This window comes from Massilia sp. ZL223, assembly GCF_018119395.1.
Taxonomy (GTDB): Bacteria; Pseudomonadota; Gammaproteobacteria; order Burkholderiales; family Burkholderiaceae_D; genus Telluria.
Window position 1 is genome coordinate 49,623 of sequence record NZ_JAGPWD010000030.1, and the last position, 17,084, is coordinate 66,706.

Annotated in this window: 9 protein-coding genes; 3 read left to right on the top strand and 6 right to left on the bottom strand. The window is 65.8% G+C overall.

From position 1 onward, the window contains the following. Positions 1-14 precede the first annotated feature (14 nt). Both KBW95_RS17765 and KBW95_RS17770 read right to left on the bottom strand, forming a co-directional pair. Positions 15-1,646 (bottom strand): alpha-D-glucose phosphate-specific phosphoglucomutase, encoded by a 1,632-nt coding sequence (locus KBW95_RS17765; protein WP_211528915.1) that lies wholly within the window; start codon positions 1,644-1,646, stop codon positions 15-17. A gap of 86 nt (positions 1,647-1,732) precedes the next feature. Next, a complete protein-coding gene (locus KBW95_RS17770; RefSeq protein ID WP_211525491.1) occupies positions 1,733-3,070 on the bottom strand; it encodes an MFS transporter in 1,338 nt (445 codons plus the stop codon). A gap of 242 nt (positions 3,071-3,312) precedes the next feature. Here KBW95_RS17770 and KBW95_RS17775 point away from each other — a divergent pair, with 242 nt between their 5' ends. After that, positions 3,313-4,212, top strand: a complete 900-nt coding sequence (locus KBW95_RS17775; protein WP_211528916.1) for an alpha/beta hydrolase — start codon at positions 3,313-3,315, stop codon at positions 4,210-4,212. A gap of 70 nt (positions 4,213-4,282) precedes the next feature. Here KBW95_RS17775 and KBW95_RS17780 read toward each other — a convergent pair whose 3' ends face one another. From KBW95_RS17780 to KBW95_RS17790, 3 genes are all read right to left on the bottom strand, one after another. After that, positions 4,283-6,091 carry a DEAD/DEAH box helicase gene (locus KBW95_RS17780; RefSeq protein WP_211528917.1) on the bottom strand — a complete coding sequence of 603 codons (1,809 nt, stop codon included), beginning with the start codon at positions 6,089-6,091 and terminating at the stop codon, positions 4,283-4,285. A 213-nt stretch (positions 6,092-6,304) separates the two neighbouring features. After that, positions 6,305-7,816 (bottom strand): tryptophan halogenase family protein, encoded by a 1,512-nt coding sequence (locus tag KBW95_RS17785; RefSeq protein WP_211528918.1) that lies wholly within the window; start codon positions 7,814-7,816, stop codon positions 6,305-6,307. Positions 7,817-7,895: 79 nt separating this feature from the next. Next, positions 7,896-10,784, bottom strand: coding sequence for a TonB-dependent receptor (locus tag KBW95_RS17790; RefSeq protein ID WP_211528919.1), 2,889 nt, complete (start codon positions 10,782-10,784; stop codon positions 7,896-7,898). 533 nt (positions 10,785-11,317) lie between these two features. On the opposite strand from KBW95_RS17790, the gene KBW95_RS17795 reads away from it, so the two are divergent. Both KBW95_RS17795 and KBW95_RS17800 read left to right on the top strand, forming a co-directional pair. Beyond that, the gene (locus KBW95_RS17795; RefSeq protein ID WP_211528920.1) at positions 11,318-13,168 is read left to right on the top strand and encodes a glycoside hydrolase family 13 protein; all 1,851 of its coding nucleotides are present in this window, start codon (positions 11,318-11,320) and stop codon (positions 13,166-13,168) included. Continuing rightward, the gene (locus KBW95_RS17800; RefSeq protein WP_211528921.1) at positions 13,165-16,050 is read left to right on the top strand and encodes an esterase; all 2,886 of its coding nucleotides are present in this window, start codon (positions 13,165-13,167) and stop codon (positions 16,048-16,050) included. Before KBW95_RS17795 ends, KBW95_RS17800 begins: the two co-directional genes overlap by 4 nt. Here the strand turns inward: KBW95_RS17800 and KBW95_RS17805 are convergent. Continuing rightward, positions 16,043-17,026, bottom strand: coding sequence for a diacylglycerol kinase family protein (locus KBW95_RS17805; RefSeq protein ID WP_211528922.1), 984 nt, complete (start codon positions 17,024-17,026; stop codon positions 16,043-16,045). The two genes, KBW95_RS17800 and KBW95_RS17805, sit on opposite strands and share 8 nt — an antisense overlap. Between the last annotated feature and the right edge of the window lie 58 nt (positions 17,027-17,084).

The following is a 17,084-nucleotide window of genomic DNA, read 5'->3' on the forward strand; positions in this document are numbered from 1 at the left end:
TGGTGGGTGGATGGTCAGGTGATCACGGTCGGGCTCTCCCGGCCGGTGCGCCGGCGCAGGCCGGAAATGTCGTCCGCGATCTCGGCCAGGCGGCGCAAGGCTTCCTGGGTGTCGAGGTCGTGGCGCGCGGGATCGGGTTCGTAGCGTTCCAGGTAAAGACGGATGGTGGCGCCTTCGGTGCCGGTGCCGGACAGGCGGAACACGATGCGCGACCCGTCGCTCATGATGATGCGGATGCCCTGGCGCGTGGCGACCGAGCCGTCGACCGGGTCGTTGTAGACGAAGTCGTCGGCCTCGGCCACGTGGTGGCCGTCGAGCCTGCGGCCGGCCAGCTCGGGCAGCTGCTCGCGCAGCGCCTGCATCATCTGGTCGGCGGCGCCGGCGTCGACCGCTTCGTAGTCATGGCGCGAATAGTAGTTGCGGCCGAAACGGGCCCAGTGCTCGCGCACGATCTGCTCCACGCCCTTGCCGCTCGCGGCCAGCAGGTTGAGCCAGAACAGCACGGCCCACAGGCCGTCCTTCTCGCGGATGTGGTGCGAGCCGGTGCCGTAGCTCTCCTCGCCGCACAGGGTGACGAGGTTGGCGTCCATCAGGTTGCCGAAGTACTTCCAGCCGGTCGGCGTCTCGAAGCAGGAAATGCCGAGCGCATCGGCCACCCGGTCGGCGGCGGTGGAGGTGGGCATGGAGCGCGCGATGCCGCTGATGCCGTGCTTGTAGCCGGGGGCCACGGTGGCGTTGGCGGCGATGATGGCGAGGCTGTCCGATGGCGTCACGGCCAGGCGGCGGCCGACGATCATGTTGCGGTCGCCGTCGCCGTCCGAGGCGGCGCCGAAGTCAGGCGCGCCGGGGCCGTTCATCAGGGCGATCAGCTCGGCCGCGTTGACCGGGTTCGGGTCCGGGTGGCCGCCGCCGAAGTCCTCGCGCGGCACGCCGTTGATGACGGTGCCGGAGGGCGCACCCAGCATGCCCTCGAGGATGGCGTGGGCGTAGGGTCCCGAGACCGCGTGCATGGCGTCGAAGCGCATGCTGAAGCCGCGCGCGAACAGGGCGCGGATGGCGTCGAAGTCGAACAGGCGCGCCATCAGCCCGGCGTAGTCGGCGACCGGGTCGATCACCTCGACCACCATGTTCTCGATGCGCGTCGTCCCGAGTACGTCGAGGTCGACGGGCGGCGCGTCGCTGATGCGGTAGGCGGTGAGGGTTTGCGTGTTGGCGAAGATCGCTTCGGTGATTTTTTCCGGCGCGGGTCCGCCGTTCTCGATGTTGTACTTGATGCCGAAGTCGCCGTCCGGGCCGCCCGGATTGTGGCTGGCGGACAGCACGATGCCGCCGAAGGCGGCGTGCTTGCGGATCACGCAGCTCACGGCCGGCGTGGAAAGGATGCCGCCGCGGCCGACCAGCACCCGCTCGATTCCGTGGGCGGCCGCCATGCGCAGGATGGTCTGGACCGCCTGGCGGTTGAAGTAGCGGCCGTCGCCGCCCACCACCAGGCTACGCTCGGCGCCTTCGCCGAGTGTCAGGAAAATAGCTTCAACGAAATTTTCGAGGTAGCCGGGCTGCTGGAACTCGGTCACCTTCTTGCGCAGGCCAGACGTGCCCGGGCGCTGCCCGGCAAACGGCGTGGTCGCGACGGTCTGGATAGTCATGCTGTGCTCCTGTCTATCATACGTTGCAACATGAAGATGTTGATAAAACGTTACGATACGACAGGAGCAAAATGGATGGCGCAGGCTTAAGGGGTGCTCTTGACCGGTGCGGCCTTGTCGGTCACGAACAGGGTCAGCACGGCCGCCAGCAGCATGCTGGCGCCGCCCAGCATCAGGGTCTTGACGGTATGGCCGGCGAAGAAGTGCTTGGTGACGAAGCCCAGCAGCAGGCCGCTGACGATCTGCGGGATCACGACGAAGAAGTTAAACAAGCCCATGAAGTAGCCCATGCGCTTGGCCGGCAGCGAGCCCGCCAGGATCGCATAGGGCATGGTCAGGATCGAGGCCCAGGCCAGGCCGACGCCGATCATCGGGATCATCAGCGCGTGCTTGTCGTGGATCAGGAAGACGCTGGCCAGGCTCAGGCCGCCGACCGCCAGGCAGACGGCGTGCACGGTCTTGCGGCTGGTGGCGCGGGCGAACACCGGCAGGATGAAGGCGGCCAGGGCCGACACGCCGCTGTAGACGGCGAACATGATGCCGACCCAGCTGCCGGCGTCCTGGTAGGCGGTCGACTGGGCGTCGGTGGTGCCGTAGACGTTGTCGGCGATGGCGCTGCCGGTGTAGATCCACATCGCGAACAGCGCGATCCAGGTGAAGAACTGCACGAAGGCCAGCTGCACCATGGTGCGCGGCATCTTGCCGAAGCCGCCGATGATTTCGGTGAACGCGTGGCCGAGGCCGCGCGACTGCTGGCGCTCTTTGTGGAAGCTGTCCAGGTCGGCCGGCGGCAGTTCGTCGGCGGTCAGCACGGTCCAGGTGACGGCCAGGAAGAACACCGCGCCGCCGGCGTAGAACGAGTAGCGCACGGTGTCCGGGATCATGCCGCCCACGGCGGCGTTCGAGACGCCCATGGATTCGAAGATGGTCGGCAGCAGCGAGGCGATCACCGCGCCGCAGCCGATGAAGAAGGTCTGCATCGCATAGCCCGCGGTCTGCTGCGAGGCGTCCAGCTTGTCGCCGACGAAGGCGCGGAAGGGTTCCATCGACACGTTGATGGCGGCGTCCATCAGCCACAGCACGGCCACGGCCATCCACAGGGTGGCGGAGTTCGGCATCAGGAACAGCGCGATCGCGGCCAGCACGGCGCCGATGAAGAAGAAGGGACGGCGGCGGCCCCACTTCGGGTGCCAGGTGTTGTCGCTCAGGTAGCCGATGATGGGCTGCACCAGCAAGCCGGTGACCGGCGCGGCAAGCCAGAACAGGGCGAGGTCGTCGGGGTTGGCGCCGAGCGTGGCGAAGATGCGGCTGGTATTGGCGTTCTGCAGTGCGAAGCCGAACTGGATGCCGAAGAAGCCGAAGCTCATGTTCCACAACTGCCAGAACGACAGGCGCGGCTTGAGCACGCTGGTTTGCATGTCCATGTGTGTCCCCAATCTGGCCCGCAAGCTTGCGGGCTCTCCTCTAGGTGGTGCGGTGTATGGTGGGGCCGGTGCTCAAACTACAGTCCGGCTATTGAATCTGTAGCAAAATAACATGGTGATTTCTAGGTGTCAATCGAAGAGCCATCATAGTAGAATTGACACCACACTGATGTAATTATGCACATCTGTGTAGTTAAACAACACACTAAGCAAGAAAAGAAATCCCATCTAGGAGACAACGCATGCGATCCGTCCGTACCCTTGCTGTTCCGCTGAGCCTGGCCATCCTGGCCGCCTCCTCTGCCGTCCTGGCCGCCGACAAGCCCGAACCGGCCAAGGTCTCGACCGCCCTGCCCGGCGTCAGCCTGCTGGCCGACCAGCTCGAGATGCCCGGCCTGAACCGCAAGCGCCAGATCCGCATGTACCTGCCGCCGGGCTATGCGGCGTCAAGCAAGCGCTATCCCGTCCTCTACATGCATGACGGCCAGAACCTGTTCGACGACGCGACCGCCTACGCGGGCGAATGGAAGGTGGACGAGACCCTGGACGCGCTGGCGAAGGAAGGCAAGCTGGAACTGATCGTGGTCGGCATCGACAATGGCCAGGACAAGCGCATGACCGAGCTGAATGCCTGGACCAACCCGCGTTTCGGCGCGGCGGAAGGCAAGGAGTACACGGACTTCGTGGTCAAGACGCTCAAGCCGCTGATCGACAAGAACTACCGCACGCTGCCGGACCGCGCGAACACGGCGATCATGGGCAGCTCGATGGGCGGGCTGGCCTCGCACTACGCGCTGGTGCAGTATCCGAAGGTATTCAGCAAGGCGGGCGTGTTCTCGCCGGCATACTGGACCGCCCAGCCGTCCTTCGACTTCGTGGCGAAGAATCCGGTGCCGAAGGATGCGCGCGTGTTCATGCTGATGGGCGAGAGGGAAGGACCGGAGATGGTGACCGACGTCCAGCGCATGGCCGAGGTGGTGCGCAAGAGCGGGCATCCGGCGGCGAACACGGTGCTGAAGATCGTGCCGGAGGCGGAGCACAACGAGAAGTTCTGGGCGGGGGAACTGCGCGAGGCGCTGCTGTGGATGTTTGCGCCGGGGGATACGAAGGTCGCGGGCAGCAAGGTCGCGAAGAGCAAATAACGCCCATTCCGGCCCGCACCCCGTAAACGTCGTTCCGGCGGCGGCCGGAACGACGGGCTAACAGTGTTGATTACTGCTGGCTGTTGCCTTTACGGTGAGGCTTCTTCCCCGCCGGCTTCTCGGACAAGCGGCGCTCCACACCCTTCTTCGCAAAGCTCTTCTTCGGCGCCTGCGCCGGCGCTTCCTCGCCGTCGCGGGTGATCTGGAGCTGGCGTCCCGCCACCCACACGCCCTTCAGGTGCTGCACCAGTTCCGGCGTCATGTCGTCCGGCAGGTCCAGGGTCGAGTAATCGTCATAGATCTCGATGCGCCCGATCAGCTTGGACGGAATGCCCGCCTCGTTGGCGATCGCGCCGACGATGTTGCCCGGCTTCGCGCCATGCGCGTAACCCACCTCGATGCGGTAGGTCGCCATGCCCGGCTCCGCCTCGCGCGCCACGCGCTCCTTCTTGAAGCCCGGCTCGCGCGCGGGACGCGCGGGACGCTCTTCCCACTCGCGCTCGGTGCGCTCAGTGCGCTCAAAGCGCTCGGCCTGCTGCGGACGCGCTTCGCGGTCCGGCTTTTCCAGCAGCAGCGGCTCGTCGCCGCGCGCCAGCTTGGCCAGCGCGGCGGCGACATCGACCGCCGGCACGTTGTCCTCGCGCTCGATTTCCTCGATCAGCGAACGGAACACATCCAGGCCGCCTTCGGCCAGCGTGGTGCGGATCTGGTCCTTGAACCTGGCGATGCGCACCTCGTTCACCTGCTTCACGGTCGGCAGGGCCAGCGGGGCCACCGGCTGGCGGGTGGCGCGCTCGATGGCCTTGAGCAGGCCGCGCTCGCGCGGGGTGATGAACAGGATCGCGTCGCCGCTGCGGCCCGCGCGGCCGGTGCGGCCGATGCGGTGGGTGTAGCTTTCCGGGTCGGACGGCACGTCGTAGTTGATCACGTGGCTGATGCGCTCCACGTCGAGGCCGCGCGCGGCCACGTCGGTGGCGACCAGGATGTCGATCTTGCCGTTCTTGAGCTGCTCGATGGTGCGCTCGCGCTGCTGCTGCGCCATGTCGCCGTTGATGGCGGTGGCGGCGAAGCCGCGCGCCTGCAGCTTGGAAGCCAGTTCCTCGGTGCCCAGCTTGGTGCGCGCGAAGATGATCATGCCGTCGAAGGGTTCGGCTTCCAGGATGCGGGTCAGCGCGTCGAGCTTGTGCATGCCGGCCACCAGCCAGTAGCGCTGGGTGATGTTCTCGGCGGTGCCGGTCTTGGCGGCCACGGTCACTTCCGCCGGCTCGCGCAGGTAGGTCTTGGCGATGCGCTTGATCGCCGGCGGCATGGTGGCCGAGAACAGCGTGGTCTGGCGCTCCGGCGGGGTCTGCTGCAGGATGTGCTCGACGTCGTCGATGAAGCCCATGCGCAGCATCTCGTCGGCCTCGTCCAGCACCAGGGTCTTGAGCTGGCTGAGGTCGAGCGAGCCTTTTTCGATGTGGTCGATCACGCGGCCCGGGGTGGCCACGACGACGTGCACGCCGCGGCGCAGTGCCGACAGCTGCGGGCCATAGCTCTGGCCGCCGTAGATCGGCAGCACGTGGAAGCCCTTGATGTGGGCGGCATAGCTCTGGAAGGCTTCGGCGACCTGGATCGCCAGCTCGCGCGTGGGCGCCAGCACCAGCGCCTGCGGCGTGGCCTGCTTGATGTCGATGCGCGACAGGATAGGCAGCGCGAAGGCCGCGGTCTTGCCGGTGCCGGTCTGGGCCTGCCCGAGCACGTCGCGATTGGCCAGCAGCAGCGGGATCGTGGCGGCCTGGATCGGCGACGGCGTCTCGTAGCCGACCTCCTTCAGCGCTTTCAGGACGGGCGCGGAGATGTTGAGATCGGAAAACGTCGGGAGGGGGGTGTCGGACATGGGGGTCTTTCTTGAACTTTTTGCTAAAGCGGTAGTTTACTAGGTCCGGGGGTGGGACGCCGGGATATTTGGGATATGCTCTGCGGCAACACTAAGTGAAATGGTCGCGGTGCGCTGAGAAACTCGGGTTCCGGCCGAGTTTGCACGCAAACCATGAAGGCAAAAAGAACGGCCGCCCTCAGGCGGCCGTTCAAGGATCAGCGTATAAACCGCTTACATCTTCTTCGCCGCACACATCTTCCTGATGTACTCGTCATGCGTCGGCATTACCCCCACGCACTTGGCGATCACATCGCGCACGCTCTCGAGATACTCGGCGATATCCTCCTCCGATTGCGTGTCGACCAGCGGATGATAGCGGTCGAGCGGCATGTTCTGCCCTTCGAACACCTGCACCCAGCCCACTTCCGAGAACAGCTCGTTATCGACCCGCACCACGCGCCCATGCGAACGGTACATGTCCATCTTGTGGCGCAGCGTGTCCGGGATGGCCATGTTCGCGCACTCGATCCAGTACGGCGCATCGGTGCGTTGGTTCAGGTGGTAGTGCAGGATGATGAAGTCGCGGATGCGCTCGTAGTCGAAGCGCGACTGGCGGTTGTACTCGTCGCGGTCGACGGCGCTCCAGCCGCGGTCCGGGAAGAAGTCGATCAGGCGCTGGATGCCCGACTGGATCAGGTGGATGCTGGTCGATTCGAGCGGCTCCAGGAAACCGCTGGCCAGGCCCAGCGCCACCACGTTGCGGTTCCAGGCGAGCTTGCGCATCCCGGTCTGGAACTTGATCAGGCGCGGGTCGGCCAGCGCCTTGCCGTCCAGGTTGGCCAGCAGGGTCGCCGCGGCCTCGTCGTCGCTGATGAAGCGGCTGCAGTACACGTGCCCATTGCCGGTGCGGTGCTGCAGCGGAATGCGCCACTGCCAGCCGGCCGTGTGCGCGGTCGAGCGCGTGTAGGGCGTAATCTGCGGCGCCGATTCGCACGGCACGGCCAGCGCGCGGTCGGCCGGCAGCCAGCGGGTCCAGTCCTCGTAGCCGGTCTCCAGGGTCTGCTCGATCAGCAGGCCACGGAAGCCCGAGCAGTCGATGAACAGCTCCCCTTCCACCCGCGCGCCGTTCTCCAGCTCCACCGCGTCGATGTGGCCGTCCGGCTCGCGCACGGTGGCGCGCCGGATCTTGCCTTCGATGCGGATCACGCCGCGCGCTTCCGACAGCTTGCGCAGGTACTTCGCGTACAGGCTGGCGTCGAAGTGGTAGGCGTAGGTGATGTCGCGCAGCGGCGAATTCGGCACGTCGAAGCGCGCCGGCATGAAGCGGTTGGCGTTGGCAGCCATGCGCGTGATCGAGTATTCCCCTAGCGGCGCGGCCTTGCCGAGGCGGCGCATCTTGTGCCAGTACTGGTCGAAAGGCACCGTCGCCAGGTCCTGCCCCAGGCGCCCGAAGCCGTGCATGTAACGGTCGCCCAGCTTGCCCCAGTTGACGAACTCGATGCCCAGCTTGAAGCTGCCCATCGTCTCGCGCATGAATTCGTTCTCGTCGATCCCGACCACGCGGTTGAAGCGCTGGATCATCGGAATGGTCGCTTCGCCGACGCCGACGATGCCGATCTCGTCCGACTCGACCAGGCGGATGTTGTAGCGGCCATTCAGGACCGTGGAAAGGGCCGCCGCGGTCATCCAGCCGGCGGTGCCGCCGCCGACGATGACGATGTCCTTGATTGGTTGCTGTTGCATGTGAATGTCCCGGGATTCAAGAAAAACAACCCCTGGCAGGCTGAAGCCCGGCAGGGGTTGTTACTGTACCGCGTTTAGCTTAGAACTTGTAGTTCACGCCGAAGTGGTAGGTACGGCCGTAATCCACACGGTTGGTCGGCTTGTCCGGATTGTCGGTGTACTCCAGGAACGGCGCGTTGTTCCAGTTCTGCGCCTGGACATACAGGCTTGCGCCCTTCAGCCAGCCGGTCTGGAACTCGTACGATGCCTGCAGGTCGACGATGGTCTCGCCCTTGATGAAGGTCAGCTGCGCGTTGTCCTGGTAGTCCGACACCTGGCCCAGGAAGTTCGAACGCTTGCGCGCTGCGGCGGCGATCTGGAAGCCGTTCTTCTCGTAGTACAGGCGCAGGTTGGTCACCTTGCGCGACAGACCCGGCAGCGGGATGCTGACCATGTCGCCGTTCACGTTCTCGAAGCCGATCTCCGGAAGGTCGATGCCGCTGCGGGTATCCGAGTGGTTGACCATGATACCGAAGCCGTCCAGGTACTTGGTCAGCATCTCGAACGGCACGTTCACGGCCAGCTCGTAGCCGTAGATGTTGCCGCCGTCGCCGTTCATCGGCTGGGTCATCAGGCCCATGGCCGAACCGGCGAACGGACCGCCGACCGGCAGCGGGGTGGTCGGGGTGATGAACGGACCGAAGTCATACGCACGCGGAGCGCGGTAGATGTAGGTGTCGAGCTTCTTGTAGAAACCGGCGGCGCTGATGTAGCCCTTCTTGCCGAAGTACTTCTCGTACGACAGGTCGAGCTGCTTGGCGCGGAACGGCTTCAGGAACGGGTTGCCGCCGCTGCCGGTCATGATCTGGAACGGACCGGTGGTGTTCAGCGCGAAGTTCTGGCCGGCGCGCAGGTCGTCCAGGTTCGGACGCGAGACCACCTTGGCCAGGCCGAGGCGCAGCACCTGGTCGTTCTTCAGGTCGAACGACAGGTTCATGCTCGGCAGGACATCCCAGTACTTGTCGGTTTCCTCGACGCGCTGGGCCGGGCAGGTCGCCGCGGTGTTGCCGGTGCAGCGAGCGCGGTCGATGGCATAGCCGCCGCCGGTCTGCTCGGTGTGGATCGCCTGGATGCCGACGTTGCCGCGGTAGGACAGGCCGAACAGTTCGCCCTCGACATCGCCCTTGAAGTAGGCGGTGTTGATGCGCTCCTTCACATCCCAGAACTTGTTGTAGATGTCGGCGTCGACCTTGTTGGCCAGCTCATAGATGCTGCCCAGCGAGCCGCGCGGATCCCACGAGGCGACCATGATGCCCGAGCTGCCGGCCATGGTGGTGCCGCTGCCCGGCATGGTGGCTGCGCCGTACGGATCGCCGCCCTTGATCACCAGGCGGCCTTCGTCGCCCGAACGCGACTTGTCGCGTGCGCTATGGTTGAAGCCGTAGGTGGTGCGCACCATCGGGCCCCACTCGACGTCGCGGCCGGCGCTCAGGCGCAGTGCCTTGACTTCGTCTTCCACGTACGGCATGGCCAGGTAGCCGGCCTGCGGCGACGTGACGCCACCCGACCAGCCCATCACGTCGGTCAGACGTGCGACGCTGCGGTCAGCGTAGTTCATGCCCGGGGTGTACTTCACGTCGGTGAAGTTGGCGCCGTCGAAGCCGCTGTAGCTGATGGTGTCCTTGGCGGCGTTGCCCGGGATACCGGCATAGGTTTCGTAGCGCGAAGCCTGCTTGGTGGCCTTCGACCAGTTCAGGTCGGCCGCGGTGGTCCAGTCGCCGATCTTCAGCTCGTTGTTCCAGCCGATGCTCTTCAGGTCGTCTTCCGCGCCTTCCGAGTGGTTACGCACCACGCCGACCCAGTTGCTGATGGTGGCGCTGGTGGCGACGCCGTTGTTGATGACGTAGTTGGTCATCACGCCGTTCGGGTCGTAGGTGCCGGCGCTGTTGCCGCCGACGGCAGCTTCGATACCGGTCTTCTTCTGGGCGGTCTCGCCGGCCGAGTAGAACATGTCGACGGTCGACTTGAAGTTGCGGTTCGGACGGAACTGCAGCGAGGCGAAGGCGCCGTCGCGCTCATGGCTGTTGACTTCCGTGTCGAAGCCGAAGCCCCCTGGGGTCTTGACCTTGGCGTTCGGGTTGGCCGGATCGCGCGGATCCTGGAAGTCGGCGGCCCAGCCGCCCCACGAGTTGAACTTCGACTGGGCGCCGCCGGTTTCCTCGTACGAGGTCACGCCGAAGGCCACGCCGATGGTGCGGTTCGCGAACTGGTCGATGTACGAGAAAGACAGACGCTTGCCGTCGCCTTCCGGCAGGCCGTCGCGCTGCTTCACGCCCAGGCGGCTCTTCTTGTAGTTGGCGGCGATGACGCGCTTGCCGAAGTCCAGCGGCTGGACGGTGCGCAGGTCGATGGTCGACGCCAGGCCCTGGCCGACGACTGCGGCGTCCGGGGTCTTGTAAATGACGATGGAACCCATCAGTTCGGCCGGGAACAGGTCGAACTCAGGCGAACGGGCGTTGCCGGTCGAGGCCATTTCGCGGCCGTTCAGCAGGGTGCCGTTGAAGCTCGGCGACAGGCCGCGCACCGAGATGTCGGCGGCCTTGCCCGAGTTGCGGCCACGCTGGACCGACACGCCCGGCAGGCGCGAGATCGACTCGGCGACGCTCTGGTCAGGCAGTTTGCCGATGTCTTCGGCCGAGATGGCTTCAACGATCGAGGTGGAATTCTTCTTGATGGAGATGGCCGCTTCGATACCCTGGCGGATACCGGTCACGGTCACGGTCGACACACCCTTTGCAACCGGCTCGGCCGGAGCTGCCTGGTCGACAACCGGAGCGGCTGCCGGGGCGGTGTTGGTGGTGCCGGTGGTCTCTTGTGCGTAGACGCTGCCCGCGAGCGCGGACAAGAATACGGCGCAGCCGGCGGCAACCGGGCTGAGCTGGAATGCGGAGCGGGCCGAGGCGGCACGCTTGGTTGCGAAAATCTTCATTGTCCCCTCACTGATCAGAACCAATAATTTTTTTCCCGAAACTACAGCGCGACAGTTACCAGCACGGCAGCCTCAAGCAAACGGCTTTAGTCGTTCTGATAACGATTGTGTATTAAAACTAGATGCACTGTCAACGGGAGTTGCTTGTTACTACGATATTGGCATGTTTTTCAAAAATACGCCTGAAAATAGGGGGTTGATCGTTGTATTTGGGCTACAACGGGGCATACAGACCGCTGTAGTACGACTACAAACGCACGATTTAATTGCATTTTGTTATCTTTTTGCACCGCTTCGGTGCATCTGTTTCGTCAAAATCCCTAAACAAGCCGGTCGGCGTCTCGATTTTGTTAAGAAGACATGTACTTTGACTAGATCTCGTGTCAGTCAATGGGTTTGAGAGGCCCGGTTTCTATAGTATTCTCATAGCAACACAACAATGCGCGGCTCTCTCATTCCTTCATTTGCCTGCCCTGCTGTTGTAGTCTGACTACTGAAGCGGTGCGAGATGCCGGGATGGAAGCCCCCTCATCATGAGACAGCTTCTCGCCACCCTCCTCCTCGGCGCATCCTTTGCCGCCCACGCCCAATCCCCCGCAATCGACCACATGGAGCCCCCTTTCTGGTGGGCCGGCATGCACAGCAAGCAGCTGCAGCTGATGGTCCACGGCGAACGCATCGCCGACCTGGAACCCGCCCTCTCCTATCCCGGCGTGCGCATCGCCCAGGTGACCCGGGTCCCGAACCGGAACTACCTGTTCATCGACCTGGTGGTGAGCGAGGACGCACGCCCCGGCAGCTTCGACATCGCGCTCAAGGGCGCCGGCCGCACGGCAAGCTATACCTACCGCCTGCTGGCGCGCGAGCCAGGCTCCCGCACCCGCCAGGGCTTCAGCAGCAAGGATGCGATCTACCAGGTGATGCCGGACCGCTTTGCCAACGGCGACCCGGCCAACGACAGCGTGGCCGGCCTGGCCGACAAGCTGGACCGCAAGAACGGCGGCGGACGCCACGGCGGCGACATCGCGGGCATGGTCAAGCAGCTGGATTACGTTGCCGGCCTGGGCTTCACCCAGCTGTGGCCCACGCCCCTGGTCGAGAACGCCATGCCGGCCTACTCCTACCACGGCTATGCCGCCACCGACCATTACCGCATCGACCCGCGCTACGGCAGCAACGAAGACTTCGTGCGCCTGTCGCGCGAAGCGAAGCAGCGCGGCATCGGCCTGATCCAGGACGTGGTGCTGTCCCACATCGGCAGCCACCACTGGTGGATGAAGGACCTGCCGACGCCGGACTGGGTCAACTACGGCGGCAAGTTCGTGCCCACCGCGCACCACCGCACCGCCGTGCAGGACCCTTACGCCGCGAAGGAAGACGCCGACAACTTCACGCGCGGCTGGTTCGTCGAGTCCATGCCGGACCTGAACCAGTCGAATCCCCTGGTGGCCAACTACCTCATCCAGAACAACATCTGGTGGATCGAGTATGCCGGCTTGTCGGGCCTGCGCATCGACACCTTCGGCTATTCCGACAGCGCCTTCCTGAGCGAGTACACGAAACGCGTGATGGCGGAATACCCGAACCTGAACCTGGTGGGCGAGGAATGGAGCACCAAGGTGCCGGTGGTGGCGCGCTGGCAGCGCGGCAAGGCCAACTTCGACGGCTACACCGCCTCCACCCCGAGCCTGATGGACTTCCCGGTGGCCGAAGCGATGCGCGGCGCGCTCGCCGGCAAGGACGGCCACAATGTCTTCAACGAGGTCTACGAGACCCTCTCGCTCGACTACCTGTATCCGGAACCGGGCAACCTGGTCCTGTTCGCCGGCAACCACGACCTGGCGCGCCTGTACAGCGTGGTCGGCGAAGACCTGGACAAGGTCAAGATGGACCTGGTGTTCACCATGACCATGCCGCGCATCCCGCAGTTCTACAGCGGCGACGAGATCCTGAAGACCAGCGCCACCAGGGAGCGCAACGACGCCAGCTACCGCACCGACTTCCCGGGCGGGTGGGCGGGCGACAGGATCGACGCTTTCTCCGGCAAGGGTCTCACGCCGCGGCAGCGCGAGGCGCAGGACTTCGTGCGCAAGCTGGTCAACTGGCGCAAGGGCCAGCCGGTGATCCATCACGGGAAGATGATGCATTACGGCCCGCGCGACAATACCTACGTTTGGTTCCGCTACGACGACAGCAAGAAAGTGCTGGTCGCCCTCAACAACAACCCGAAGGAGATGGTGCTCGGCGTGGAGCGCTTCCGCGAGATGCTGCACGGCGTGGCCTCGGGCACGGACGTCCTGACGGGCAAGGTGTTCGACCTGCGCAGCGAGCTGCGCCTGCCGGCCCGTGCGGCCGTGATCCTGGAACTGAAAGGCGCCCCATGAAACGGCACATCCTTGCGCTTGCCGCCCTGTCCGCCTCCTGCGGCGCCCTGGCCGATGCGCCGCGCGAGCTGTACATCCGCGGCGCCTTCAACGGCTGGGGCACCGACAACGCCCTGGTCCACAAGGGCAATGGCATCTACCAGGCCGATATCCTGGTCAGTCCCGGCAACCACGCTTTCAAGGTCGGCAGCGGCGACTGGAGCGCGGAATGGGTGGCGGACGCCGGCAAAAGCGTGACCGTCGCTCCCGGCACGGCCTATGTGCTGGAGACCCAGCCGGGTCCCGAGGACTACCTGTTCGTGCGCCGGACCGGCACCTACCGCTTCATCGTCGACGCCTCGGATGCAAAGGCGCCCAAGCTGCGCGTCGAGCGCCTGGAGACCGCGCAGGCAGGTCCCGCGGCCGATCCGCACGCGGGCCGCGAAGCGGTGGCGGCGCTCACCTGGCCGACCTGGGACGGCAAGCAGGAAAGCGCGCGCTTCTCGACGCCCGACGCCGGCGCGCCGCTGCGCCGCTACGCCCACTCGACCACCATGAGCCTGCGCGACCCCGGCCCGCAATCCAGCGAATACAGCGAACAGGCCGGCCTGCCGCGCGTGCGCAGCGGGAACCTGGCCTTCGACGCCCTGTTCGCGCTGGCCGGCGCCGAGATGCGCCTGGATTCGGTCAGCCAGATCAAGGACGGCAACTACAACGGCGGCGCCCCGGTCCCCTGCGAATGCTTCGAGACCGGCGAGAAATGGCATTACGTGTGGACCCGCGACCTCTCGTATGCGGCCGACCTGGGCCTGGCCCTGCTCGATCCGCAGCGGGTGCGCAACTCGCTCGATTTCAAGCTCTCGGGCTGGCGCGCCGGGGTAGCGAAGGCGCCGCAGGTGGCCGGCAGCCCTGACGGCCTGCAGGTCGTGCAGGACACCGGCAGCGGCGGCAGCTGGCCGGTCAGCACCGACCGCGTCACCTGGGCCTTCGCGGCCGAAGAGGTGCTGCGCACCCTGCCCGCCGCCGAGCGTCCCGCCTTTGCGCAGAAGGCGCTCAAGGCCCTCGTCAACACCCTGGAAAACGACCGCCTGGCCGCCTTCGATGCGACCACCGGCCTGTACACGGGCGAGCAATCTTTCCTGGACTGGCGCGACCAGAGCTATGCCGCGTGGATCCCGAACGATCTTGCCTCCATGGCCAGCGCCAAGGCATTGTCGACCAACGTGGGCCACTACCAGGCCCTGCGCCTGGCCGCACGCCTGGCGCGCGAGCACGGCGATGCGGCGCGCGGCCAGCGCTACGACGGCTGGGCCGATGCGCTCAAGCGCGCGATCAACGAGCGCCTGTGGCTGGACGACGCGGGCATGTACAGCAGCCTCACCGCCGCCCACTTCGACGGCGCGCCGATGCACAAGTTCGACTGGCTTGGCCAGGCGCTGGCCATCGTCAGCGGCGTGGCGGACGAACGGCGCGCGCAATCGATCCTGGCGCGCTATCCGCACAGCCCGATGGGCGCGCCCGTGATCTGGCCACAGCAGCAAGGCATGCCGGTCTACCACAACCGCGCGCTGTGGCCTTTCGTGACGGCCTACGGCTTGCGTGCGGCGGTCCGGGGCGGCAATGCCGCGGTGGCCGATGCTGCCTACGATTCGCTGATGCGCGGCGCTGCCCTGAACATGTCGAACATGGAGAACCTGGAATGGCTCTCCGGCCAGCCGCTGCTGCTGGACGAAAAGAACCCTTCCCTGATCGGACCGGTCATCAATTCCCGGCGCCAGCTCTGGTCGGTGGGCGCCTACCTGGGCATGGTGGTGCAGAACGTGTTCGGCGTGTCGGCCACGGACGAAGGCATCGCACTCCAGCCCTTCGTGACGGCCAAGCTGCGCCGCGAGATGTTCGGCGCCTCCAGCGAGATCGCACTGCGCGAGCTGCGCCTGCATGGCCGCCGTATCGACGTGCGCCTGCAGCTGCCGCCCGCGAGCCGCGAAGACGGCCACTACGCGGTCGAACGCATCCTGGTGAACGGCAAGCCCGCCGCGAACACGCTGCGCCTGGCGGAGCTGCAGGAGACGAATCAAATCGAGATCGTGTTGGGCGGGCTGGTGCCGGGCCAGGGCGGCATCCGCCGCGTGAATGCCGATCCGTATGCGGAAACCAGCACCACCTTCGCGCCGAAAGATCCGGTCATCACCAGCCTGCAGGCCAGGGGCGGACACGCCACCCTCCGTTTCGGCGGCAGCGGCGAAGCGCGTTACAGCGTCTACCGCGACGGCCAGCTCGTTGCGAGCGATCTGCCGGCCGGCAGCTGGGTGGACCGGCAAGCCGGCGCCACGTCCTGCTATGCGGTCGAAGCGCGCTTCCCGGATTCGGGCAATGCCAGCCACCACAGCGTCCCGCGCTGCGTCGATTCCGGCATCGAGATCAAGGTGCCGGATGCGCGCATCCAGTCCAATCTGCGACCCAGCCCGCCGAACGCGCGCTTCGCCGCGCCGCACCTGGCGAACTGGGGCCAGCCCGGAGACCGCTTCGCCGTCGACCGCATCAGGGTCACGCGGCCGGGCCTGTACCAGGTCCAGGTCCGCTACCACAACGCGGCCAACCAGGTGAACCTGGGCATCAGCGGCGGGGTGAAGTGGCTGGCCGTGAAGGATGCGCGCGGCAAGGTCGTCGCCCAGGGCGTGGTCCAGCTGCCGCATGCGCCGCTGGCCAAGGCGAATACGCCGACGGTGTATTCGACGCCGCTCGGGGCCACTCTCGCCAAGGGCAGCTACCGCGCCGAGCTGAGCGACTTCTACAACATGAGCTATTTGGAGAGCAACCGCAGCTTCAGCGCGGCGGGCGGCACGCAAGGTCCGTCCAACCGCTTCGACATCTACGGGCTGCGTCTGATCCGGGTCAGGTAACCGCGGTCTCACCCGCCACGGGACGCGTCGCCGCGCGCGACCGTCCCGGCACCAGCAAGGCCAGCTTGCCTTCGACGGCGCGGAACTCCAGCGGCATCGGCATCTTCGTCACTTCACCGTCGGTCGCCACCTTCATGCGCTTGCGCCCGTACAGCCGGGGCGTGCGCACGCTCATGCGCTTGAAGGCGAAGGCCACCACGTCGCCGCTGCCCAGCTTGCCGAACAGGCCGCGCACCAGCAGCGCCAGCAGTCCCAGCTTGCCCATCGGCTTGGGCGCCAGCGCCACCAGCTGCCCCTCCTCCACCGCCTCGGTCAAGCCTTCCATGCCCACCTGTTCCAGCTGCAGCCGGTTATTCCCCACGAACAAGGTGGTAGTGCGCAGGCGCTTGACCTGCCCTTCCAGTTCCAGTTCGATGCGCAGGTGGCGGTAGGGACGCAGCGCGGTCTTGATCGCCGAAAAGAAAGCGACGATCCGGCTGCGCCCGAACTGGCGCTTGTCGTGCTCGCGTTCTTCCAGCAGCCTGGGGTAGAGCCCGACGCTGGCATTGACGAGGAAGATCTTGTTGTTGACCACGCCGATCTGCACCGGTTCCACACGCGCCCGCAGCAGCGCGTAGACGGCTTCGGCCAGGTCTTCGGGGATGCCGTGGGTACGGCCGAAATAGTTGAAGGTGCCCTGCGGCAGCACGCCGAAAGGGCAGCCGGCCAGCACGGCTTCGTGCGCCACCGTGTTGATGGTGCCGTCGCCGCCCGCCGCCACCAGGATGCCGCCCGCTTCCTGGGCCCGCGCCGCCATGTTGCGCGCGATGTCCTGCAGGTGCTCGGGCTCCTCGACGACTTCCAGGTGGCAAACGCGTCCGGCGCCACGAATCACGTCCTCGATCGTCGAACGGCGCAGCTCGGTTTCGGAATGGCCCGAACCGGCATTGAGGACGATAAAGAAAGGCGCGTTGGGAGCGGGCTCGGCGTTCGGCATCGGTTCCTGTGCATGCGATGGTTGGCGACAGCGCCATCCTAACATCGCCGTGCTGGAC